This window comes from Salinifilum aidingensis, assembly GCF_054782015.1.
This window is the reverse complement of the sequence record NZ_BAAGTH010000006.1, coordinates 66,452-90,272: the sequence shown is the minus strand read 5'-3', so window position 1 is coordinate 90,272 and position 23,821 is coordinate 66,452. Positions and strand designations below refer to the sequence as shown.

Genomic DNA, 23,821 nt, shown 5'->3' with positions numbered 1-23,821 from the left:
GAGGCGCACCGCGCGAACAGCACACGGACCGACCCGATGAGCTCGGGTCCAGGAATCAAAGATACCTGCCCCGTTCACAGGGGGTCAAAACGGGGGTCGGTTTGACCGCTCGCTCTTGCGGTGCTGTTTCCCGCCGATTCCCGGTCCCGGCGAGGTCGCGGCGGCTCCGACTGCCCGCGGAGCTCCCCCAGGCTGACCCGGCCGAACCGGTGGCGGAACGCGGCACCGGTGAGCGCTTTGGCTTGTGCCGCCAGCGTACTCGCCCGGACAAGCCCGGACATGCGCGAAACGGGGGAATCCGTCCGCGCGTCCGGGCCGCCGCCGTTCGGGACCGCCCGGAGGGCGCCCCGGGTTCCGGACCGGGGGTTCCGGGCCGGGGGTTCCGGGTCACTCCTCGGGGGCCGGGTCACTCCTCGAGGCCGGGGAGGCCTCCGGCTCCGGAGACCCCTCTGGTTCCTGCGATCCCTCGGGAGCCGGGGGCGTGGTGTCCACCACTCCGTTGATGCGCCGGGGGGCCGGCTTCGGCGTGGGGAACTGCTCCCCGGTGCGCGCCGCGTCCTCCGGGGCCCGCGCGCCGTCCGATCCCGTCGCGCGCTCCTCGGCGTCCGCCCCGGCACCGGAGGTCCCGTCCGCGGAGCGGCCGGCCCCTGCAGGCAGGCCAGCACCGACGTGCAACCGCTCGGTCCTGTCCGAGACGTCACCCGCCCCTGCGGTCCCCGCCAGCGGATCGGCCGCTCCGGCAGCCGGATCGGCGAGGCCGGTCGGCGACCCGGTGGTGCCGGTCAACGGCCCGGCGGGTTCGGCCGGAGAACCGGCGGAGCGGAATTGCTCGTGCTCGCGGACCGACCCGGCCTCCCCGTCCGCACCGGGAAATGCCCGATCGAGTGACATCGCGGAGGATCGCACCGGCAGGGGGTCGGCCCGGTCACCGCCGGCGTCCGCCTCGGCCCCAGCAGTCCCAACGGACTCAGCAGTCCCGTCGGGCCCGCTGTCCACTTCGACCTCGCGCGCGCCGTCGTCCGGAAGCCGGGGAGCCTGCAGCCCCGTCCCGGGGAACCCCGCCTCCGGGGCCGGATCAACCTCGTGCGCACCGGAGCGCGCCTGCGGCGCCTCCGCCGCGGCGCGGGGCTCCACCCACACCGCCGCGGTGCTGCGGCCCTCGGCCGCCTCCTCCGAGGTCCCGACTTCCCACGAGAACTCCGCCGCCTGCGAGGCCTCCACTTGCGGAGTCCCCGCCTCCGCAACCTCCGCGCGTGCGTGCCGGGCACCATCCTCCGCATCCTCCGCGCGTGCGCGCGAGGCATCGGACGCTCCGCTCGAGAAGACCTCCGCTCCGCTCGGGGAGGTCGCCGCAGGCTCCGCGGCACCCGCGGGGAACTCGTCGGCGAGCTCGACACCCGCGACCTCCCCGGCGTCCTCATCGACCCCGGCGTCCTCTTCGACCCCGGCGGGTTCCGGCGCGCCGCCGTCCGGCGCCTCGGCCGCGGCGCCGTCGGGACCTCCCGCGAGGGGTTCGGGCCCCTCCGCGGGGGGCGCGGTGTCCACCGGCCCGACCCGGTGCGGCAATTCCGCCTGCTCGTCCGCGGCGGAGTCGCCCTCGGCCGCCTCGTCCGCTCCCAGCGGAGGTTCGTCCGGCAGCACGACGCGCGGCCCCGGCTCCGCACGCGGTCCCGGCTCCTCGCGGAACCGTGCGCTGCCGGGATCAGCGGTCGGCACGTCGTCATCGGGTGCGTCGAACTCCACCGCGGGCGGTTCCGGCGAGGTCTCGGCCACCGGGTCGAGCTCCTCCGCGACGTCCTCGGCCGCGACCTCCGCGCAGCCCTCCTCGGAGGAGTCCTCGCAGTCGGCGCGCTCGGATCCGCCCTCCCAGGCCGCCCGCACGTGCGCGGGCTCGCTCACCGGCGCCGCGCCCTCCGGCGCGCTCGCGGACTCCGGGATCGGCGGTTCGGCCGGCGCGGGCAGCGGTGCGCCGAACTCGGCGGGCCACCCGGTCGCCCCCTCCTCGAGCGGAGCACCGCCGGCCGCACCGAGCGGAGCCCCGCCGGTCGCGGCCTCGGAGCCGAGCGCGCGCACCGGGTACCGCTCGTGCCACTCCTCGTCGTCCGGGCGGGTGGTGCTCGTCTCGCCCTCGACCGCTCCGTCCTCGACCGCGGCCTCGTCATCGGCGAACTCCGCGACGCAGTCCAGCGCCATGCGCTGCACCACCGCGCGCAGCTCCAGCCCGGCCAAGCTGTCCACGGGGAGCCGTCCGACCCCCCGCAGCGCACCGAGGATGCAGCCGCACAGCGCGCCGACCACGCAGGGCTCGCCCGAGTGCCGCGCGGCCCGCACCGCGGCGTGCGCCACGTCCGCACCACCGGTGAGCGCGGCGTACACCGCGATCGCCAGCGCTTCCGCACCCGTGCTGCCCGCGCCGAGGCGCTCGCGGACCTCCTCGGCGGGGATGTCCGCACGCGCGAGCTCGACGGCACTCCTCAGCAGCCCGCTGGTCAGCGCGGAGTCCTCGCAGGTCTCCAGGACCTGCAGGGCGAGCCACACGCCGTCGTCGAGCTCGCGTCCCAGCAGCCCCTGCTGCACGACCACGGCGAACGCCCCGGCGGGCAGGTGGCCGTCCGGGTGCGCGTGGGTGAACGCCGCCGTGCGCGCGGCCAGGTCGAAGACCTCGGCCGGGTCGGCGGACAGCAGCGCGATCGGAGCACCCCTGGGCACCGCGCCGGCATCGTCGGCCCGGTTGTCCGGCGTTCCGGTGCCGCCCGCGCCGTAGCCGATGAGCGCTTCCAGCACGGTGCCGCTCGCGCCGCCGTCGACGTGCATCCCGGCGACGTCGACCAACCACCCGTCGGGCTGCGGGACCGCTTCGCGGAACGGGCCGGCCGCCACGGACCACTCCACCCCGCACGCGTGCAGCCAGCGCTGGTGGGCCAGGCGCAGCTCCGGCAGCGGATCGCTCTCGCCGAGCGCGCGCCGGGCGACGCTGGCGCGGATCAGGCCTTCCGCGGTGAACAGGGTCGACCGCGTGACCTCGGTGACGCTCGCGGCCCCCGCGGCGCCGAACCCCGCCGGCGCGTCGGCGGGCCCGTAGCCGCACGCGTCCCCGAGGGCGCTGCCGAGGAACCCGCCCAGAACCCGCTCGGCCAGCGACGGGGCGTCCGCCACGGGAGCACCGCCGCGGGCGTGCTCCCCGCCGCGCCCGGCCTCGGCCCGTCCCGCTTCTGCGGTGCGCGCCGCGCCCTGTTGCCCCTCGGGCACCGCGTGCACCGGTGCGGGCCCGGCGGACTCGTGCCTGCCGCGCGCGCCCTCCGCCGCGGGGGGTGCGGCCTCCGCGGGAGGTGCGGCCTCCACGGGAGGTGCGGCCTCCGCGGAGCGCTCCCACCGCTCGGCGAGCGACTCCTCCGCAGCGGACGCCGTCCCGGGGCGTTCGAGGGGCTCATGCGCGGGGCCGGCCGATGTCCCCTCCTGGAGCGCCGAACCGGTGTCCGCGGCGGAACCGTTCCCCGCCGGAGCCTCCACGGACCCCTCCACAGGGCCCTCCTCCACCGGGGTGTCCCGCTGGGACTCCGCGGAACGCAACCAGAACTCGCGCACCGCGTGCTCGGCTGCGGAGAACGCGCTGTCCCGGGGTCCACCCGCCGCGGCGGTGTCGTGGAACGACTCGTGGCGCCAGTCCTGCCAGCCCCACCCCCGCACCTCGGCGTGCCGCGGACCGTCCGCCGGCTCCGGCTCCGGATCCGGGCCGAGCCCGGCAGCGCCGCTCCGGGAGACCTCGGCTTCCGGCGCGCCGCTCGGGGTCTCGCGCTCCTCCGCCCCGCGGGCCGCATCTGCCCCCGTCTCCGCCTCGGGAGCGAGCTGCTCCGCCGCGGGGGCGGCACCCGGTTCCGAGCGGGCCTCCTCCGCGGTGCTGCCGAGCGCTGAACCCGCTCCCCCCTGGGCTCCTTCCTCCCGAGGAGGGGTCTCCCACGCCGGGGCCTCAACAGCGGGTTCCGCAGCAGCGGGTTCCTCCGAGCGCGCGGAGGTGTCCGCGACATCGCGGGCGGGCAACGGCGCGGCCTCGGCCGCGGGGAACACCGCGGTCGGCGGGTCCTCGGTCCCGACGCGCCCCCGGTGCGGCGCGCTGAACGCGGTGTCCGGCCCGAACGCGCTCCCCGACTCGAACGCGGTGTCCGGCCCGGTGTCGGCGCCGCCGCCCGCGAACTCCCACGTCACCGCTCCGTCCCCGAGCGCACCCGCACCGCCGGAGACGCCGGTCTCCGCGGCGGAGGTGCGCACCGCGGCCACCGGCAGCGGCTCCGTGCCCCCTTCCGCCGCGCCCGGCTCGTCGGCCTCGTCGGAGGCGGGAATCGCGGGCAGCACCATCGTCCGGTCCGCGCGCTCGCTCCGCTCCGGCCCACCGGGCTGGTGCGCCAGCACCGGCGTCTGCTGCTCGGCGTAGCGCCGGGCCCAGCGCGGAACGCCGAAGGCGTCCACCGCGTCCTGGGACAGCGTTTCGAGGACCTCCCGCAGTTCGAGCTCGTCCAGCCAGCCCGCGGGGATCGCCGCCGGCCCGTACAGCGCGCCGGCGAGCTGCCCGGCGAGCGACCCGGCCACCGCGCTGTCGGCGGAGTGGTTCACCGCGGCGCGCACCGCGTCCGCGAACGAGGGGGTGCGGCCCACGGCGGTCAACGCCACGCCGAGCTCGCCGAACCCGCTGGCCAGGTCGAATTCCACGTCGAGCTCACCGGGGCCGACCGGGCGCTCCCGCCGGGAGACGAACATGGCGCCGTGCAGCAGCTGCCGCACCGCGGCGGGGAACCGCCCGGTCTCCTCGCCCACCGAAGTGACGGCGAGCTGCTCGTCGGCCTGGGCCACCGCCTCCCACAGGGAGCTGCCGCGCAGCACCCTGGCGAGCACGCAACCGTGCGTGCCCGCGGCCGCCCGCGTGTTGCTCGCGCTGGTGAACACGTTGGCCAGCGCGGAGGCCAACTCGAAGGCCGTGTCCGGGCGCGCGGCGCACACCGCCAGCGGCGCCGTCCACACGAGGCAGTCCACCGGGCCTTCCGCCGCGCTCGCCGGCCGGACCCCGCCCCGCGCGTCCACAGGTGACTGCTGCGCCATCCCGCCCAGGGCCGCCAGCGCGGGACCGCCGGGATTGCGCGTCGAGTACAGCTCGGGACGACCGAGCAGCCAGCCGGTCGGCGCCGGTTCCTCGTGCAGGTAGCGGCGCATCGCGAACGGCCACGGCACCCCCTGCGTGTGCAGCCAGCGCAGCTGGTTGCGGAACACGTACGACAGCACCTGCCCGTCGGCACCGGCGTTGGCCCGGGTGCGCAGCACCGCCTCCAGCGTGAAGGCGGACAGCTGCGTCAGGTCGCTGGCCTGGCCCCTGCGCCCGAAGGCGGGCGCGTAGTCGGTCAACCCGCGCGGGCCGTACCACCGCTGGACGTCCGCAGTGGACGAATTGCGGACGGCGGCGCCGAACGCGTCACCGACCGCGCCACCGAGCATCGCGGCGCGGAATCTGTCTGCCCAGTTCAGCGGGCTGGCAGACGAGCCGGGTGTGGTCATGGTGGGCATCTCCGTCCCGTGTCACCGTGATGTTCGCTGGCGGTTTACGTGGCGCGCGCGGCTGTCTGCAATGGTGCCGCATGCGATCTCGCCGGAACGTGTCCAGGGTGCCGGGCGCCCGGGGCCGTGCGGCGGCCGCCGCGTCCGCGCGGGCTGGCTCGGGAGCGGACGAGTGGCGTGCCGGTGACCCCGTCTCCGGCGCTGCCCACCGCCCGCGACCACCGCGCTGCCCACCCGCGGGCCCGCCGCACCACCTCCCCGCGGCGAACTCCTGTTCTATCGTGGGGTGTGCTGTTGCGGCCGCCCCTTCCCCGGGAGTTCGCGAGCGGGACCGTTCGCGAGCAGGGCGCGCATCACACGCACGACCGAGTCCGACCAGCCGAAGGAGTGACATCGTGACCGAGGAGCAGGACCCGCAGGCCGCTTCCGCCGCGAACGCCGAGACGACCGAGCAGGCCCCGGCGCAGGCGGCCGAAGAGCAGGCGCAGGACCGGAGCGCCGAACGGGCCGCGACCCCGGAGGGCGACGCGGGCACCGCGACGAGCGACGAGAACAGCGGCGAAAGCACCCAGTCGAAGAAGAAGCGCACCAAGAGCACCGCCCGCAAGACCCGGACCGTCGAGCTGACGCTGACCGTGACCGGCACGGCCGAAGGCGAGTGGCAGGCCGAGCTCATGCACGGCGGCAAGCGCGTCGTGCAGGGCATCCAGGTCCCCGCCGCCGCCGTGTCGAAGGCGGCCAAGGAGCTGCACGAGGACATCTCCGACACGATCGAAAACGTGCTGCAGCAGGCCCGCGAGCAGCACGAGGCGAAACTGGCCGAGCTGGAGGCCGAGGTCGAGCGGGTCCGCCGGCAGCTGGCCGACCTCGAGGGCTGACCTCCCCGGCAGCCGCACCTCCCGAGAAACCCCACCTCCCCGGCAGCGATGTCGTCACCGGGGTCGCCGAGGACGCCGTCCGGTCGCGCACCGGGCGGCGTTTTCGCGTTCGGCACCCCGATTCACGCATTTCGCCCCCATCGCGGAACCTGATCGTCGATACTTCCGTCCCAGCAGCAGGCCACCACGACCAACGGGAGAGGACGTGCCGGACATCGAAGACCTCCAGCGGAAGCTGGACCGCCTGCGCGAGATGGGCGACCAGGCGGAGCAGCGGTTGGCCGACGCCGACCGGATGCGCGAGCAGATCAGCGCCATCGAGGCCAAGGTGACCTCCGCGGACAAGGCCGTCACGGTCACCGCCGGGCCCGGCGGCTCGGTGACGAACATCGAGTTCACCAAGGACGCCACCAAGCTCTCGCCCATCCAGCTGTCGAGCACCGTGATGAGCACGCTGCGCCAGGCCGTGGCGCAGGCCGCGCGGGAGCAAGCCGGCATCGTGCAGGAGTTCGCCCCGGAGGGCGACGTCGCCGAACGGGTGCGGCAGACCCAGGAGGAGATGCTCGGCGTGCGCATCGACCCCGGCGAGGCGGAACGCCCCCGCCCGGCCCCGGACGAGGACGAGGACGACGACGGCTTCGAGGACGGCACGTTCTACGGGCGGAGGTGACCGATGGGCAAGGGCAACGGCTTCAACGCGCCCACCGAGGCGATCGACAACACCGGCCAGGAGATCAAGGGGCTGGAGGACAAGGCCGGGACCATCAAGGACAAGAGCTCCGAGGCCGAGGTCGCCGACACCGCCTGGGGCGTGGTCGGCCTCTTCGTGAAGAGCGATTACGACGACCTGCTGCAGCAGGTCGACGACCACCTCGACCAGATCAAGCAGGGGATCGCGGACATCGGGGACAAGCTCACCGAAACCGCCAAGGACTACGACGAGGTCGACAGGGCCCACCAGGACGCCATCCAGCAGGTCGAGGACAAGTTCACAATGGGCGGCAAGGCATGATCGACAAAGATCTCACCCAAGAGGGCATGCTCGACGACAGCGCCAAAGATTCCCTTCCCGTAAAGAAGCAGTGGGACCAATTCCAGAAGGCCACTGAAGGCGACGAAGTCGACCTGTCCGGAATCAAGCAAAGCGTCGAAGGGCTCGCCTCGGAGGCCCTGAGCTTCGCGAGCAACCCCGCCAGCTGGCTCATCAACAAAGGCCTCGGCTTCCTCCTCGAGTGGATCCAGCCCCTCGAGGAAGCCCTGCAGCTGGTCAGCGGCGACAAGGAGTCCCTGCAAAAGGGAAGCGAGGATTTCGGCGAGGTCAAGGACAAGCTCAGCGACCTGTCGCAGGAAATAATCGACAAGGCCGAGAGCGGACTCAAAGACTGGAACGGCGAGGCCGCCGACGCAGCGCGCACGAAACTGGCCGCATTCGCCGCGGGCGTCGAAAACACCGGAAAACAGGCGCACAACGTTTCCGAGCTCCTGCAGATAAGTTCGACGCTGGCGGAGGCCGCTGAAGGCGTTGTTCGAGGCATCATCGCGGACTTCGTCACCTGGCTGATCATGACGTGGGTTTCGGCATCAGCGTCAGCTCCCGTAACATTCGGCTCATCCTACGGCGCGGCCAGCGCCGCGACCGCCGTCGAAGCCAGCGTCGCAACCACCAAAGCGACGAAAAAAGTCAAACAGATCGTCGACATCCTCGACCTGGTCGTCAACGCCATCACCCTGATCAAGGCGGCGATCGACACGACCCGCGTGGCCGATGCCATGAACGACATCAAGGAGGGGAAGGACGGGGATGGCGGCTCCGCCAAGGAGCACAGCGACGACCTGAAAGACCTCAAGAGCTCAGCCGACACGGCCAAGAAAAAGTACGAGTACGACAGAGCCCCGGGGGAACACCACGACAACCTGATGCGCGAAGCGCAGCAGGGGAACGAAGGCACGAACACAGGAATAAACAAACCCACCGTCGACGCGCAAACGCTCAGCAGCGGCGCGAGCAAGGCCGCCGGACACTACGGCAACGCCATGGACAAGGCCGCCGACGACCTCGAACAGCAGGCGGACAAGGGCGGTTTCAGCGACGTCCCGTCGAACGAGACGATCGAAGGACAGCTGGACGTCTGAGCGGCACGCAGAGGTTCCGCACCACCTGTCTCCCGCGGCCTCGGCCATCGCAGGGACCGATAGGCCGAGGCCGCGCTGAACGGGCCGGCGCGCGACTACCGCAACTGCTCGGTGAGCTCCTGCAGCGGGGCGAAGGCCGGTTTCGACGCGGGCGCGGTCCGCGCGAGCGGGGCCGCCCGCCGGTACAAGTCGTGGGCACGGCCGAGCTGCTGCTTGATGGACTCCGGGCGCATGTCAGCGGTCATCATCGACCAGACCACGACCTTGTTCCCGGTGAACCGGAAGTTGAACCGGAACACGTCCATCCCCGGAGCGGGCGCCACGGCCTCCATCAGCTCCGGGGTGACCAGCTGCCGGGCGAACTCCTCGCTGCTGGAACGGGCGGAGAACAGGCCACCCGCCCGGTGTTCCGGCAGGCTCACGTTGCTCCGCTGGAGCGCGGCGCGCGCGTTGTCCCCCTTCAGCACGTCCGCCACCACCCCGGTCGCGTCCTTCCGCTGCCGCACGGTGAGCTCGGGCAGCGCGGTGTCCGTCTCCAGCACCGCGCACACCACGTCGTAGTGCTTCGCCTCGTGCACCGTCCGCATGTCCGGCCCCGCCGTCCCGCTCGGGACGCGCTTGATGAACCGCATCTGCGCCACCATCGCCGGGAACCCCTGGTACGTCCCCCAGACGAGTGTGCGGCACCTGCGGGCTTTGGCCTCCACGAACGGTTCCGAGTCGAACCCACCGATCCGGACGATCGGGACGTCGGCGGCCCAGCCCCAGCCGACGACACCGGTCCACTCCCCCAGGCCGGTTCCCCCGTCGGGATCCTCCTCCGTCGCCGGCGCGCCCTGCCCGGGACGGCGGATCACCCGGAACCGCCCGTGCGAGCACCACTCGCGGACGACCCCCGAGAGCGCCAGCAAGCTTCCGAGGAGCATGCACACGACCGCCGCGCTGCGCAGTCCGAGGACGAAGGCGGAGCCGGAGTGCAGAAATCCCGAGTAGAAGATGAACGCGACCAGGGCGAGCGCCCCGGCGAGAAACGTCTGCCCGACCACGAGCAGTTCCCGGGCGCTGCCGTTGCCCCGCCACAGGCCGGTGAAGGCAGCGAGGCGCGCGACCGCGATCACCCCGGCGCCGACGAGCAGCACGGTGTCCCAGTACTCCCCGGGCACGCTGATCACCACGGCCGCCGTGTTCAGCGCCATGTCCACCGCGAACAAGGCCAGCAGCGCGTAGAGCGCGCGGGGGCGCCGCGCAACGGGCGAGATGGCGGCCGTCCCCGCTGCCGCGGCCTGCGGCGCCTGCCCCGAAGGCTGAGTCATAGCTCGATCTCCACAACCGGGCACCGCTGCGCGATGCACCCCGACGTTCGCACGATCAGGGATCGAGGGTACTGCCCGGTCGCACGCCGCCGGGGCGGATCGCCCACATCGGCAGCAATCGCCACCGGGACCCGGCACGGACCAGCGGCGGCCGGACCAGCGGCGCGGCCGGACCGCGATCGGCCCAGCGGCGCCGGACCAACGGGACCGCACTGCGCACCACCGGTCCCCGCCGAACGCGAACCGGCCCCCACCCGCGCGAGGCGGATGGGGGCCGGTGTGACGCTCGGACTCGCGCCCGCGGACTCAGCGGTAGTCGCGGCCGAAGTCGTAGTCGTCCAGCGGAACCGCGGCACCGGTGCCGGCACCGAACACGTCCGGGGTGTAGTAGCTGTCGTCGTAGGAGGGGATCGCGTAGGCCGCGGCCCGGGCCTCCTCCGTCGGCTGCACCTGGATGTTGCGGTACCGGTTGATGCCCGTGCCCGCCGGGATCAACTTGCCGATGATCACGTTCTCCTTCAGGCCGACCAGCTTGTCACTGGACCGCTCGATCGCGGCGTTGGTGAGGATGCGGGTCGTCTCCTGGAAGGAGGCCGCCGACAGCCACGACTCGGTGGCCAGCGAGGCCTTCGTGATGCCCATGAGCACCGGGCGACCGGAGGCCGGGTCCCCGCCCTCGGAGACCACGCGGCGGTTCTCCGACTCGAACTGCGAGCGCTCCACCGGCGAACCGGGGAGGAACTCGGTGGCGCCCGAGTCGATGATGATGACCCGCCGCAGCATCTGCCGGACGATCACCTCGACGTGCTTGTCGTGGATGCCCACGCCCTGCGAGCGGTACACCTCCTGCACCTGGTCGACCAGGTGCAGCTGCGCCTCCCGCGGGCCCATCACGCGCAGCACCTCGTGCGGGTCGACCGCGCCTTCCATCAGCTTCTTGCCGACCTCGACGTGGTCGCCGTCCTGCAGCTGCCGCTCGGTGCCGTCCACCGAGATCGTCGCCAGGCGCTGCCGCTTGGACAGCTTGTCGTAGACGATCTCCTCGCCGCCGTCGTCCGGCGTGATGGTGATCTTCCAGCTGCGCTCGTTGTCCTCGATCCGGACGCGTCCCGGCGCGTCGGCGATCGGCGCCTTGCCCCGCGGCACCCGGGCCTCGAACAGCTCCTGCACGCGCGGCAGACCGGTGGTGATGTCGTCACCGGCGACACCGCCCTGGTGGAAGGTGCGCATCGTCAGCTGCGTACCCGGCTCACCGATGGACTGCGCCGCGACGATGCCGACGGCCTCGCCCACGTCGACCAGCTTGCCGGTGGCCATCGACCGGCCGTAGCAGATCGCGCAGACGCCGTTCTCCGACTCGCAGCTGAGCACGCTGCGGATCTTCACCTCGGTGACGCCGGCGTTGACGAGCTTCTCGATCGCCGGGTCGCCGATGTCGGTGCCCTCGGCGATGACCACGTTGCCGTCGGCGTCGGCGATGTCCGCGGCCGTGGTCCGCGCGTAGATGCTGGTCTCCACGTTCGGGTGCCGCAGCAGCGTGCCGTCGTACTGCCGCTGCGCGATCGGCATCCGGATGCCCCGGTCGGTGTGGCAGTCGTGCTCCCGGACGATGACGTCCTGCGAGACGTCCACCAGGCGCCGGGTGAGGTAACCGGAGTCGGCGGTCCGCAGCGCGGTGTCGGCGAGACCCTTGCGAGCACCGTGGTTGGAGATGAAGTACTCCAGCACCGACAGGCCCTCGCGGTAGTTCGCCTTGATCGGCCGCGGGATGTACTCGCCCTTCGGGTTGGACACCAGGCCACGCATGCCCGCCAGCTGCACGACCTGCGTCATGTTGCCGGCGGCACCGGACTTCACGATCATGCTGATCGAGTTGTCGTCCGGGAAGTTGTTCTCCATGGCCTCCGCGACGTCATCGCGGGCGGCGTTCCAGACCTTGACCAGCTCGTCGTTGCGCTCCTGGTGGGACAGGGCACCGCGCCGGTACCGCTTCTCCACCTGGTCGGCCTTGGACTCGTAGTTGTCGAGCAGCTCCTCCTTGTTCGGCGGCACCACCACGTCGGAGATCGCGATGGTGACACCGGAGCGAGTGGCCCAGTAGAAGCCCGCGTCCTTGAGCTTGTCCAGGGTCCGCGACACGGTCACCATCGGGTACCGCTCGGCGAGGTCGTTGACGATCCCGCCCTGCTTCTTCTTCGGCAGCAGCTCGTTGACGTACGGGTAGTCCTCCGGCAGCAGCTCGTTGAACCACACGCGACCCAGCGTCGTCGTGGCGCTCCACGGCTGGCCGGGCTCCCAGTCCTCCGGCACCTCGCCCTGCGGCGGGACGATGTCGTGCAGCCGGATGGTGGTCCTGGCCTGCAGGTCCAGTTCCTTGCGGTCGTAGGCCATGATGGCCTCGCCCACCGAGGAGAAGGCCTTGCCCTCGCCGGTGGCGCCTTCCTTCTCCTTGGTCAGGTGGTACAGGCCGGTGACCATGTCGAGCCGCGGCATGGCCAGCGGGCGACCGGAGGCCGGCGAGAGGATGTTGTTGCTCGACAGCATCAGCACGCGGGCCTCGGCCTGCGCCTCCGCCGACAGCGGCAGGTGCACGGCCATCTGGTCGCCGTCGAAGTCGGCGTTGAACGCCTCGCAGACCAGCGGGTGCAGCTGGATGGCCTTGCCCTCCACCAGCTGCGGCTCGAAGGCCTGGATGCCCAGGCGGTGCAGCGTCGGAGCGCGGTTGAGCAGCACCGGGTGCTCGGAGATGACCTCTTCCAGCACGTCCCAGACCTGCGGCCGCTGCCGCTCCACCATCCGCTTGGCGGACTTGATGTTCTGCGCGTGGTTGAGGTCGACCAACCGCTTCATGACGAACGGCTTGAACAGCTCGACCGCCATCTCCTTCGGCAGGCCGCACTGGTGCAGCTTCAGCTGCGGACCGACGACGATGACCGAACGACCGGAGTAGTCGACGCGCTTGCCGAGCAGGTTCTGCCGGAACCGGCCCTGCTTGCCCTTGAGCAGGTCGGACAGCGACTTGAGCGGGCGGTTGCCGGGACCGGTGACCGGGCGCCCGCGGCGGCCGTTGTCGAACAGCGCGTCCACGGACTCCTGCAGCATCCGCTTCTCGTTGTTGACGATGATCTCGGGCGCACCGAGGTCGATCAGCCGCTTGAGCCGGTTGTTCCGGTTGATCACCCGGCGGTACAGGTCGTTGAGGTCGGAGGTCGCGAAGCGGCCGCCGTCCAGCTGGACCATCGGGCGCAGGTCCGGCGGGATCACCGGGATCGCGCCGAGCACCATGCCGGCCGGGTCGTTGCCGGTGTTCTGGAACGCGGCGACGACCTTGAGGCGCTTGAGGGCGCGGAGCTTCTTCTGCCCCTTGCCCGTGCGGATGGTCTCGCGCAGGCCCTCGGCCTCGGCGTTGATGTCGAAGTTCTGCAGCAGCGCCTGGATCGCCTCGGCACCCATGCCGCCGGTGAAGTACTCGCCGTAGCGGTCGTACAGCTCGCGGAACAGCGTCTCGTCCGAGATCAGCTGCCGCGGCTCCAGCTTGGTGAAGGTCTCCCACAGCTCCTCGAGCTTGTCCAGCTCGCGCTGGGCGCGCTCGCGGATCTGCTTCATCTCCCGCTCGCCGGCCTCCTTGACCTTGCGGCGGGCGTCGCTCTTGGCTCCCTCCTGCTCCAGCTGGGCCAGGTCGCTCTCGAGCTTCTGCGCGCGCTGCTCCAGCTCGGAGTCCCGGTCGTCGGCGATGCGCTTGCGCTCGACGCCGATCTCGCTCTCCAGCGTCGGCAGGTCGTTGTGCCGCATCTCCGTGTTCACGGAGGTGATCACGTAGGAGGCGAAGTAGATGATCTTCTCGAGATCCTTCGGGGCCAGGTCGAGCAAGTAGCCCAGCCGGCTCGGCACGCCCTTGAAGTACCAGATGTGCGTCACGGCGGCGGCCAGCTCGATGTGCCCCATCCGCTCACGCCGCACCTTGGCGCGCGTGACTTCGACGCCGCACCGCTCGCAGATGATGCCCTTGAAGCGGACCCGCTTGTACTTGCCGCAGTAGCACTCCCAGTCGCGGGTGGGACCGAAGATCTTCTCGCAGAACAAGCCGTCCTTCTCCGGCTTGAGCGTGCGGTAGTTGATCGTTTCGGGCTTTTTCACCTCGCCATACGACCACTGGCGGATGTCGTCGGCCGTGGCGAGGCCGATGCGGAGTTCGTCGAAGAAGTTGACGTCCAGCACGTCGGGTCTTCTCCCTTGATCGAAAGTTCTGCCGCCGCAGCGGCAGTCCTGCCAGGTTGGGTCGGGCGCCGGCCCGCGGCGTCACCGCGGGCCGGCGGCGAGGTCGTCAGTGCGCGACGTCGTCGACAGACAGCGACTCGTTCTTGGACAGGTTGATGCCGAGGTTCGCGGCGGCACGCTCCAAGTCCTCGTCCTCGCCCTCGCGCATCTCGATGGCAGCACCGTCGCTGGAGAGCACCTCGACGTTCAGGCACAGCGACTGGAGCTCCTTGAGAAGCACCTTGAACGACTCCGGGATACCGGGTTCGGGGATGTTCTCGCCCTTGACGACGGCCTCGTAGACCTTCACCCGGCCGACCACGTCGTCGGACTTGATCGTCAGCAGCTCCTGCAGGGTGTAGGCGGCGCCGTAGGCCTGCATCGCCCAGCACTCCATCTCACCGAAGCGCTGGCCGCCGAACTGGGCCTTACCGCCCAGCGGCTGCTGCGTGATCATCGAGTACGGGCCGGTGGACCGCGCGTGGATCTTGTCGTCCACCATGTGCGTCAGCTTGAGCATGTACATGTACCCGACCGACACGGGGTGCGGGTACGGCTCCCCGCTGCGGCCGTCGAACAGCGCCGCCTTGCCGTCGCCGCCGACGAGCCGCTGCCCGTCGCGGTTCGGCTTGGTGGAGCCGAGCAGACCGGTGATCTCCTCCTCCCGGGCGCCGTCGAACACCGGGCTCGCGGTGTTCGTACCGGGGTCCACGTCGTAGAGGTCCTCCGGCAACCGCTTCGCCCAGTCCGGTTCGCCCTCGATGGACCAGCCCTGCGAGGCGATCCAGCCGAGGTGGCTCTCCAGGACCTGGCCGATGTTCATGCGCCGCGGCACGCCGTGCGTGTTCAGCACGATGTCGACCGGGGTGCCGTCCTCCATGAACGGCATGTCCTCGACCGGCAGGATCTTGCCGATGACGCCCTTGTTGCCGTGCCGGCCGGCGAGCTTGTCGCCGTCCTGGATCTTGCGCTTCTGCGCGACGTAGACCCGCACGAGCTGGTTCACGCCCGCGGGCAGCTCGTCCTCGTCCTCGCGGTTGAACACGCGGACGCCGATGACCTTGCCGGTCTCGCCGTGCGGCACCTTCAGCGAGGTGTCGCGGACCTCCCGGGCCTTCTCGCCGAAGATCGCGCGCAGCAGCCGCTCCTCCGGGGTCAGCTCGGTCTCGCCCTTCGGCGTGACCTTGCCGACGAGGATGTCGCCGCCCTGCACCTCGGCACCGATCCGGATGATGCCGCGCTCGTCGAGGTCGGCCAGCACGTCATCGGAGACGTTCGGGATGTCCCGGGTGATCTCCTCGGCGCCGAGCTTGGTGTCGCGGGCGTCGACCTCGTGCTCCTCGATGTGCACCGAGGTGAGGTCGTCGTCCTGCACGAGGCGCTGGGAGATGACCATGGCGTCCTCGTAGTTGTGCCCCTCCCAGGGCATGATCGCGGTGAGCAGGTTCTTGCCCAGCGCCATCTCGCCCTGCTCGGTGCACGGGCCGTCAGCGAGGATGTGCCCGTCCTCGACGCGGTCGCCCTCGTCGATCACCGGCTTCTGGTTGAAGCAGGTGCCGGCGTTGGACCGGTTGAACTTGGACATCCCGTAGGTCCGGCGCGTGCCGTCGTCGGCCATCACGGTGATGTAGTCGGCGCTGAGCTCCTCGACGACGCCGGCCTTCTCCGCGTGGATGACCTCACCGGCGTCGTAGGCGGCGCGCAGCTCCATGCCCGTGCCCACCAGCGGCGAGTCGGACTTCAGCAGCGGCACGGCCTGGCGCTGCATGTTCGCGCCCATGAGCGCGCGGTTGGCGTCGTCGTTCTCGAGGAACGGGATCATCGCCGTGGCGGCCGAGACCATCTGCCGCGGGGAGACGTCCATGTAGTCGATCTCGGTCGGCGCGAGCAGCTCGACCTCGCCGCCCTTGCGCCGGCCCAGCACCCGCTCCTCGAGGAAGTTGCCGTCGGCGTCGATCGGCGCGTTGGCCTGCGCCTTGACGTGCCGGTCCTCCTCGTCGGCGGTGAGGTAGACGATCTCCTCGGTGACCCGGCCCTCGACGACCTTGCGGTAGGGCGACTCGATGAAGCCGAACGGGTTCACCCGGCCGAAGGTGGCCAGCGAACCGATGAGGCCGATGTTCGGGCCCTCCGGCGTCTCGATCGGGCACATCCGGCCGTAGTGCGAGGGGTGGACGTCGCGGACCTCCATGCCCGCGCGCTCGCGGGAGAGACCGCCGGGGCCGAGCGCGGAGAGCCGCCGCTTGTGCGTCAACCCCGCGATCGGGTTGGTCTGGTCCATGAACTGGGAGAGCTGGGAGGTCCCGAAGAACTCCCGGATCGCCGCGGAGACCGGGCGGATGTTGATGAGCGTCTGCGGCGTGATCGCCTCGACGTCCTGCGTGGTCATCCGCTCGCGGACGACCCGCTCCATCCGCGAGAGCCCCACGCGCACCTGGTTCTGGATGAGCTCGCCGACGGTGCGCAGCCGGCGGTTGCCGAAGTGGTCGATGTCGTCCACCTCGACCGGGACGGTGGACGGGTCCTCGGAGCCCTCCTCGACCGCACCGCGCGCGGGCATCGAGGTCTCGCCCGCGTGCAGCCGCACCAGGTACTCGATGGCGGTGACGAGGTCCTCCTCCGTCAGGACACCGGTCTGGTAGGGAAGGTCGAGCCCCATCTTCTTGTTGAGCTTGTAGCGGCCGACCCGGGCCAGGTCGTAGCGCTTCTCCTTGAAGAAGAGGTTCTCCAGGAGGGTCTGCGCGCTCTCCTTCGTCGGCGGTTCACCGGGGCGCAGCTTGCGGTAGATGTCCAGCAGCGCCTCGTCCTGGCCTGCCGTGTGGTCCTTCTCCAGCGTCGCCAGCAGCGTTTCGGAGAAGCTGAACCGCTCGCGGATGGCCTCGTCGCTCCACCCCAGCGCCTTCAGCAGCACGGTGACCGGCTGGCGGCGCTTGCGGTCGATGCGGACACCGACGGTGTCGCGCTTGTCCACGTCGAACTCGAGCCACGCACCGCGGCTCGGGATGATCTTGACGCCGTGGATGTCCTTGTCCGTGGACTTGTCCACCGACTGGTCGAAGTACACGCCGGGGGACCGCACGAGCTGGGAGACGACCACCCGCTCGGTGCCGTTGATGATGAAGGTCCCCTTGTCGGTCATCACGGGGAAGTCGCCCATGAAGACCGTCTGGCTCTTGATCTCGCCAGTGGAGTGGTTGGTGAACTCGGCGGTGACGAACAGCGGCGCCGAGTACGTCATGTCCTTGTCCTTGCACTCCTCGACGGTCGACTTGACCTCGTCGAAGCGCGGATCGGAGAAGGACAGCGACATCGAGCCGGAGAAGTCCTCGACCGGGGAGATCTCGTTGAGGACCTCTTCGAGTCCGCCCTGGGGGTTCTCCTCGCCGGCGTCGACCCGGCGCTGGAACCAGGTCTCGTCGCCGACGAGCCATTCGAAGGACTGGACCTGCAGGTCGAGCAGATTCGGCACGCTCAACGGCTCGTGAATGTTCGCGAACGAGACCCGCTTGGGTGCCCCAGGGATCTCCGACGTGAAGTTGGAAGCTGCAGAGACCTTGGTCGCGCGGGAGACTGCCAAGATGCGTCCTTCCGGGACTCTGAACTGGCTGCAACCGCGTCAGCGACGCACGGTGCATCGACGATGCGCAGCACCGGCGGTCGGTGCCCGGCACCGGGGGACGGTGCGGCATCGAGGCCGATGCACCGAGACCGATACACAGGGCCTGATCGCTAACACGGCTGTCAAGGGTGCAATGGCGCCCACGATCCTAGGGCCCCTTCGAGGGCACGCGGAAAGAGGGCAGCGCAACGTAGCAGTCTAGCCGGAACGACGGCAGCTGTCGAGGCCCCCGGCAAGGAGCGGCGGGGGTGCTCGCTTCGGATCCAGAGTGAACCCGCGACCGCCCACAGTCAAGGGAAGGCGCTTTGATCACCCTCGTGGCGCACGACACGATCGGTCCACCTCCCCGATCGCGACGATGAACCAGCTGGTCACCCGAGCGCCGCGGGGGGCGCGGGCGCCCGCCGCGAGCGACCTCGCCGCCGCGGCGCGGCGCGGTGGCGGCGCGACGGAGAACCGGGCAGAACGGACGAGATGTGTCGTGCCCCACACCGAAGAACACACCACCGGGGCAGCCGGCGGAGCACCGGACGACCCGGCGCCCGCGCGGCGGCTCGCGGGTCCGCCCGCTCGAAGCGGGGTGAGCGCGGCCCTCCTCCCGCGGCCCGCGCGCCGGCGGAAGGCACTCGTCCAACGGCTCCCGCGTTCCGGGAATTCCCGCCCGCGCTGCGTGATATCGGTCACCACGAGCGGATCGGTCGTCAGTGCGGATCACCGGCGTACCACCGCATTCGCGGCACGACGCCCGCGCTCGCCGGCGCGGCGCGGTGCGGGTTGTTGCACAGCGCACCACGAAGGAGGCGCATCCCGGTAACGTGTACGCGTCCTTCAGTCGGGGGAGCGAGACAGCCGGTGACCGCAGTGCACAGGAGTACCGACTCATGAGCGACGACGCCAGATCGGCGAGCTCGTCCGGCGAGCGGCAGGGGTCCCGCACCGACCGGACGCGTTCCGCGTCCAGTTGGTTCTCCCGCGAGCACCTCGAGGACACGCCCCCGCCCGCCCCGGCTCCCCCGGACGGCCCGACCCCACCAGCGGCGGAGAGCACCGCCTCGCCCGGGCCGGGGCAGCCCCGCGGCCGACCGCCGGTGGCCACGACCGGCGAGCACCCGCAGCGCACCCCCGAGCAGCGCTACGCCGACGCCGTCGCGGCGATGAACCGGGTCGTCACCAGCCGGGACTTCAGCGCGCTGCCCTGGGTCACCGAGGTCTTCCGCGCGACCGCCGGCGTGCTCGCCGAGGACGACCCCGCACGCGCCTCGGTGCTCAACAACCTCGGCACCGCCGCCCAGCTCACCTTCGTCACCAGCGCGGACGTCGCCGACCTGGAAGACGCGATCGCCTACTACCGCTCGGCCGTCACGTCGGCCCCGGAAACCGACGAGGACCTGCTGCTCTACCGCAACAACCTGGTGCTCGCGCTGGTCGACCACGCCGGGCGCACCCGCAGCGCGGAGTCGAGCGGGCAGGCCGCCGCCCACGCGCGCGAGACCGCCCGGCTGACCCCGCGCGGCGACCCGCGCCGGCACGTGGCCGCGGTGCGCCTGGCCACCAGCCTGCGCACCCACGCCCGCGTGGCCAGCGACAACGAGGCCGACGAGGAGTCCATCGACGCCTTCCGGGAAGCCGCGGGCAGCGCCCCGGACGAGGAAGCGCCGGAACTGCAGGTCAACCTCGGCGCCGCGCTCACCCGGCGCGCCCAGCGCAGCGGCGACCCCGCCGCGCTCGACGAGAGCGTGCACCACCTGCGCACCGGGGCGAGCGCACTGCCCGAGGGACCGGCGCGGCACCGGGCGCAGTGCTACCTCGCCAGCGCGCTGCGGTTGCGCTTCCACGTCAGCGGCGACGTGGCCGACCTGCACTCGGCCGTCGCGGAACTCCTCGGGGCGGTGGCCGCCCTCCCGGAGGGAAGCCCCCTGCTCGGCAGGGCCGCGCGCCACCTCGCCGAGTGCGCCCTCGACCACGTCGACGCCACCGGCGAGCCGCAGCTCCTGCAGCAGGTGCTGCGCCCGCTCGCCTCCGCCGCCCACGCCATGCGCGGCGACGACCCGTACCGGGTGGCGGTGCTCGCGCTCCACGGCGCGCTGCTGCGCCGCCAGCACGCGCAGCAGTCCGACGAAACCGCGCTGGACACCGCCGTGACCGCCGGGGAGGAGGCGCTCCGGCAGGCCGCGGACGAGGGAGCCGACCCGGTGCGGCTGTCGCTCATCCGCAGCCTCCTCGCCCGGCACGAGCACGCCGGCGGCACGGCCGACCTGGACCGCGCCGCCGCGGTCGCCGCGGACCTCGCGGAGGACGCGGCCACCGAGGAGCGCAGCGCGGGCCCGCTCACCGCGCAGAACACCGCGGTGCGCGGTGAGCTCTCCCTGCACCGCTACCGGCTGACCCGCAGCGAGCGCGACCTCGACGCGGCGATCCAGCGCCTCGCCCAGGGCCTCGGCGGGCTCCCCGAGGGCATGCCCGCGCGCGCCGACGTCGCCCTCCTGCTCGGCGAAGCCCTCCGCGAGCTGCACCGGCGCTCCGGTCGGCGGCGGAACTACCGGTGGGCGCGCAAGGTCCTCACCGAAGCCGCCGGGCAGCCCACCGCCCCGGCCGACCGGCGGCTGCGCGCGGCCGAGGCCGCGGCCCGCGCGGCAGCGGAGGCCCAGCGCTGGTCCGAGGCCGCCGAGTCGTTCGCCCAGGCCGTGGAGCTGCTCCCGCTGGTGCCGCGCGGCAAGCGGGTCGTCGCCTCCCCCGCGGTGCAGCAGGACTGGGGCGTGCTCACCGCCGACGCCGTGGCGTGCACGCTCGAGGCAGGCCTGCCGCACCGCGCGGTCGAGCTGCTCGAGCACGGGCGCACCGCGGTGCTCTCGGACTTCCTGCCGACCGGCGGCGAGCTCGGCGCGCTGCACCGCGAGCGCCCCGAGCTGGCCGACGAGGCGGTGCGGCTGCGCCGCCTGCTCGACCGGCCCACCACCGAACCGGTGCTCGCCCCGGTCGACGACCGCACGCGCAGCGCGGGTGCCTGGGACGAGCTGCTCGAGCGCATCCGCACCGTCGACGGCGGGCACCTGCGCCCGGTCCGGTTCGACGACCTGGCCACCGCCGCCGCGCGGGCCGGGGCCGACTACGGCGCGATCGTGCTGCCGAACATCAGCCGGTACCGCTCGGATGCGCTGGTCGTGTTCGGCGGGCGGGTGGTGACCCTCCCGCTGCCCGGGGCTTCCCCGGAGGCGGTCACCGAGCAGGCGCACACCGCGCTCACCGCGGCCCTGCGCCGGGACGAGCAGCGGCTGAACGGCTGCCTGCACTGGAGCTGGGACCACCTGGTGCTGCCCGTGCTGGAGCGCATGGGCTACCTCCGCAGCCCCGGTGCCGGGAAGCGCTGGCCGCGCGTGTGGTGGTGCGCCCACGGGCCCGCCGCGTACCTGCCGCTGCACGCGGCGACCGCGGCGGACGGCACGAGCGCGCTGGAGTGCGTGGTGTCCTCGTACGTGCCGACGCTGGGCGCGTTGCGGCGCCCGCGCGGAGGGCAGCAGCCCGCGGCGGGCTCGGCGCTGGTCGCGGCCGGCTCGGTGGACGGCCTCGCGCGCGAGCTGCCGCCGCGCAACCAGCTCGCCGCGCGGCACTGCCCCGGGGCCGAGGTGCTCGGCGCGGAGGTCTCCACCGGCGAGGTGCTGCGCCGGCTGCCGCGCGCCAGCTGGGTGCACGTGTGCGAGCGGAGCGCGGCGTACCCGAGCCGGCCCGCCGCCGCGTCGGTGCTCTCCCGCGAACCGGACCCCTCGCTCGGCGTCGTCGAGATCGGGCAGACGCGGCTGGACACCGCCGAGCTGTGCGTGCTCAGCCACTGCGCCACGGCCGCGGAGGCCCCGTCCCCGGCCGCCGCGTGCCTGCCGGGCGTCCTCGGCTTCGCCGGGTACGCGCACGTGCTCGGGTCGCTGTGGGAGGTCGAGGAGCGCAACGCGTGCGCCGTGCTGGAGGGCGTGTACGGCGAGGTCATCGGCGGCGAGCTGGACCACGCGGGGTACGCCCTGCACGACGCGGCCCGCCGGCTGCGCGACGAGCAGCCGGACGCGCCCAGCCAGTGGGCGCCCTTCGTCCACGCGGGCCCGTAGGGACGGTCCGGCATCGGCCGGAACCGGCTCATCAGCGACCGGCTGGCACGCACGTGAGGCGAGCGCACCGCCGAAGCGGGGCCGACGGCGGGCCCCGTCCGGCGCGCGCGCCGCACCGACCCGGAAACCGAGCCGCTGCGCGGACCGACCGGGCGCGCCGGATCAGCGCAGCGTGATGTTGTTGATCTTCCAGGTGTCGCCTTCGCGGTGCGCGCCGATGCTGAGCTGGGCCGGAGCCGAGTTGCTCTGACCGGTCCCCGCGCGCATCGACCGCTGGTCCACGAACACGAGCACCTCGGCCCGGTCGCCTTCCAGGCGCGTCACCGCGCTCTCCCGCACGCTCGCGGTCACCACCAGCTGCTGCTTCGGGGCCTGCTTCTTGACCACGCCGAACAGCTGCTCGTAGGTGTCCACAGCGGACCCCGTGAGCAGCCGGTCGGCGGCCTTCTCGGAGGCCTGCACGTTGTTGTGGTCGTAGGAGAAGACCTTCTCCACGGCGCTGGTGATCTGCCCCTTGGCCTCGCTGGTTCCCGCGCCGTCCGTGAGCGCCGCGTTGGCCGCGGCACCGGTGTAGCGCAGCGCGTAGGTCTCGTAGCCGAACCACCCGGCGAAGGCGAGGGCGAGCACCGTCACCACGGTGAGCACGGGAACGGGGCGCGAGCGCACCCGCGCGAGCCGACCCGCGCGGGCGGGTTCCCCCGCGGTGTCCGCACCGGCGGGTTCCTGCTCCGGTGCGCGGTGCTGGCCCGCGGTTCCGCGGCGCGCAGCGCGGACGCTGCGCCGCTTGGCCGAGGGGGAGCGGAGCGTTCGGGCGCTCCCGGTCCCGGCGTCCCCGCCGGGGGCTCCGTCCGTGCCGTCCTGCGCCGCACCGGTGCACTCCGCCGCGGCGCCCGGACCGGCTTCCGCTGCCGCAGCACCGGTGCCGTCCTCGGCCGCCTCCTCCGCAGCCGCGTCCTCCGGGGTGCTGTCCTCCCCCGCCGCGCCCTCCGCGGCCGCGGCCCCCTCGTCGTGCTCCGCGGACCCGCTCCCGGAGGTCGCGGCGGTGTCGCCGGCAGCCGCCCCGGCGGCGGGGCCCTCCGCCCCCGCCGGAGCCTGCGCCCCCTCCGCTTCCGACCCGCCCGGGGCCGACTGCTCCTCGGCGGACCCCTCGGTCGCGGGGCCGGAGCCGCCCGCGGCCGTGTGCTCAGCCGTGCTCGCGCCGGTGGGCGCGTTGTCGCCCGCGCGCCGGTTCCGCGCACCGGCGACGCGGCGGGCGGCGGAGCCGCGCGGACGGTTGTGGCGGTTCGTGGACACTGCGTTCGCTCCTTGCGCGAGGTTGGTCGAGGTGCGGTGGCGTCACTGCCCGGACGCGGACGGGTCTTCGCCGGGCCGGCCCGCGGAGCCGCTCTGCTGCCCGCCCCCGTTCCCGTTCGGCTGCTGGCCCCCGTTGGGAACCTGGGAGATCCGGGCGAGTTTCCAGTCCTCCCCGTCGCGGCTGAGCTGCGCCGCGTAGCGGTGCCGCTGCGTGCTCGGCTGCTGCCCCTCCGCACGCACCGTCACCTGCACCACCGCGATCATCCGGGCCTTTCCGGACTGCTCGTCGAGCTCGGTCAGCCCCGCGTCGAGGACCTTCGCCTCGGTGGCGCTCTTGCGCTTCTTGATCTGCTCGGCGTACTTCTGCCGCCCCTGCTGGACCTCCTGGTGCAGCGCGCCGGTGGAGCTCCGCGCCCAGCGGTCCAGGCCCTGCTGGACGTTGCGGTGGTCGAGGCTGTTGAAGTTGGCCACCGCTGCCTGCCCGGCCTGCAGCGCCTCGTCGCGCACCTGCGCGCGCTGCACGTCGGCGTCGTGGGCGCTGACCGCCCACGCGATTCCGGTACCCGCGCAGGCCACCAGGCTGAGCCCGCACAGCGACGTCGCCACCAGCACCCCGGTTCGCCGGCGCGGCGCTGAGTTCTCGCCGGACATAACCACTCCCATCAACGACCTGGCGTCGTGTCTCGCGCTGCG

11 protein-coding genes are annotated in these 23,821 nt (G+C 72.5%); 5 read left to right on the top strand and 6 right to left on the bottom strand.

Features of this window, described 5'->3' with window-relative positions; genetic code table 11:
* Positions 1–387: 387 nt before the first annotated feature.
* On the bottom strand, positions 388–5,541 hold the full coding sequence (locus ACYVJE_RS10180; RefSeq protein ID WP_461144278.1) for an ADP-ribosylglycohydrolase family protein: 5,154 nt from the start codon (positions 5,539–5,541) through the stop codon (positions 388–390).
* Between the two features lie 395 nt (positions 5,542–5,936).
* Here ACYVJE_RS10180 and ACYVJE_RS10175 point away from each other — a divergent pair, with 395 nt between their 5' ends.
* From ACYVJE_RS10175 to ACYVJE_RS10160, 4 genes are all read left to right on the top strand, one after another.
* Positions 5,937–6,419, top strand: coding sequence for a DUF6319 family protein (locus ACYVJE_RS10175; protein ID WP_459157391.1), 483 nt, complete (start codon positions 5,937–5,939; stop codon positions 6,417–6,419).
* A gap of 205 nt (positions 6,420–6,624) precedes the next feature.
* Complete coding sequence (locus ACYVJE_RS10170; protein ID WP_461144277.1) at positions 6,625–7,089, top strand: YbaB/EbfC family nucleoid-associated protein; 465 nt, start codon at positions 6,625–6,627, stop codon at positions 7,087–7,089.
* A gap of 3 nt (positions 7,090–7,092) precedes the next feature.
* Complete coding sequence (locus tag ACYVJE_RS10165) at positions 7,093–7,431, top strand: hypothetical protein (protein WP_461144276.1); 339 nt, start codon at positions 7,093–7,095, stop codon at positions 7,429–7,431.
* Positions 7,428–8,552 (top strand): hypothetical protein, encoded by a 1,125-nt coding sequence (locus tag ACYVJE_RS10160; protein WP_461144275.1) that lies wholly within the window; start codon positions 7,428–7,430, stop codon positions 8,550–8,552. Before ACYVJE_RS10165 ends, ACYVJE_RS10160 begins: the two co-directional genes overlap by 4 nt.
* A 95-nt stretch (positions 8,553–8,647) precedes the next feature.
* Here ACYVJE_RS10160 and ACYVJE_RS10155 read toward each other — a convergent pair whose 3' ends face one another.
* The 3 genes from ACYVJE_RS10155 to rpoB form a co-directional block, all read right to left on the bottom strand.
* A complete protein-coding gene (locus ACYVJE_RS10155) occupies positions 8,648–9,865 on the bottom strand; it encodes a hypothetical protein (RefSeq protein WP_461144274.1) in 1,218 nt (405 codons plus the stop codon).
* Positions 9,866–10,171: 306 nt separating this feature from the next.
* Positions 10,172–14,083, bottom strand: a complete 3,912-nt coding sequence (locus ACYVJE_RS10150; protein ID WP_461144273.1) for a DNA-directed RNA polymerase subunit beta' — start codon at positions 14,081–14,083, stop codon at positions 10,172–10,174.
* 106 nt (positions 14,084–14,189) lie between these two features.
* Complete coding sequence (gene rpoB, locus ACYVJE_RS10145; RefSeq protein WP_459157397.1) at positions 14,190–17,699, bottom strand: DNA-directed RNA polymerase subunit beta; 3,510 nt, start codon at positions 17,697–17,699, stop codon at positions 14,190–14,192.
* Positions 17,700–18,622: 923 nt separating this feature from the next.
* On the opposite strand from rpoB, the gene ACYVJE_RS10140 reads away from it, so the two are divergent.
* The gene (locus ACYVJE_RS10140) at positions 18,623–21,835 is read left to right on the top strand and encodes a CHAT domain-containing protein (RefSeq protein WP_461144272.1); all 3,213 of its coding nucleotides are present in this window, start codon (positions 18,623–18,625) and stop codon (positions 21,833–21,835) included.
* Positions 21,836–21,997: 162 nt separating this feature from the next.
* Here the strand turns inward: ACYVJE_RS10140 and ACYVJE_RS10135 are convergent, their stop codons facing one another.
* Together ACYVJE_RS10135 and ACYVJE_RS10130 are read right to left on the bottom strand one after the other, a co-directional pair.
* Complete coding sequence (locus tag ACYVJE_RS10135; RefSeq protein ID WP_461144271.1) at positions 21,998–23,128, bottom strand: hypothetical protein; 1,131 nt, start codon at positions 23,126–23,128, stop codon at positions 21,998–22,000.
* Positions 23,129–23,170: 42 nt separating this feature from the next.
* Positions 23,171–23,779, bottom strand: a complete 609-nt coding sequence (locus ACYVJE_RS10130) for a hypothetical protein (RefSeq protein WP_459157400.1) — start codon at positions 23,777–23,779, stop codon at positions 23,171–23,173.
* Positions 23,780–23,821: the final 42 nt, after the last annotated feature.

Coding starts and splice junctions, on each gene's coding strand:
- ACYVJE_RS10180 (WP_461144278.1), bottom strand. CDS start 5,541: ATGACCACACCCGGCTCGTCTGCCAGCCCGCTGAACTGGGCAGACAGA.
- ACYVJE_RS10130 (WP_459157400.1), bottom strand. CDS start 23,779: ATGTCCGGCGAGAACTCAGCGCCGCGCCGGCGAACCGGGGTGCTGGTG.
- ACYVJE_RS10165 (WP_461144276.1), top strand. CDS start 7,093: ATGGGCAAGGGCAACGGCTTCAACGCGCCCACCGAGGCGATCGACAAC.
- ACYVJE_RS10155 (WP_461144274.1), bottom strand. CDS start 9,865: ATGACTCAGCCTTCGGGGCAGGCGCCGCAGGCCGCGGCAGCGGGGACG.
- ACYVJE_RS10160 (WP_461144275.1), top strand. CDS start 7,428: ATGATCGACAAAGATCTCACCCAAGAGGGCATGCTCGACGACAGCGCC.
- ACYVJE_RS10140 (WP_461144272.1), top strand. CDS start 18,623: ATGAGCGACGACGCCAGATCGGCGAGCTCGTCCGGCGAGCGGCAGGGG.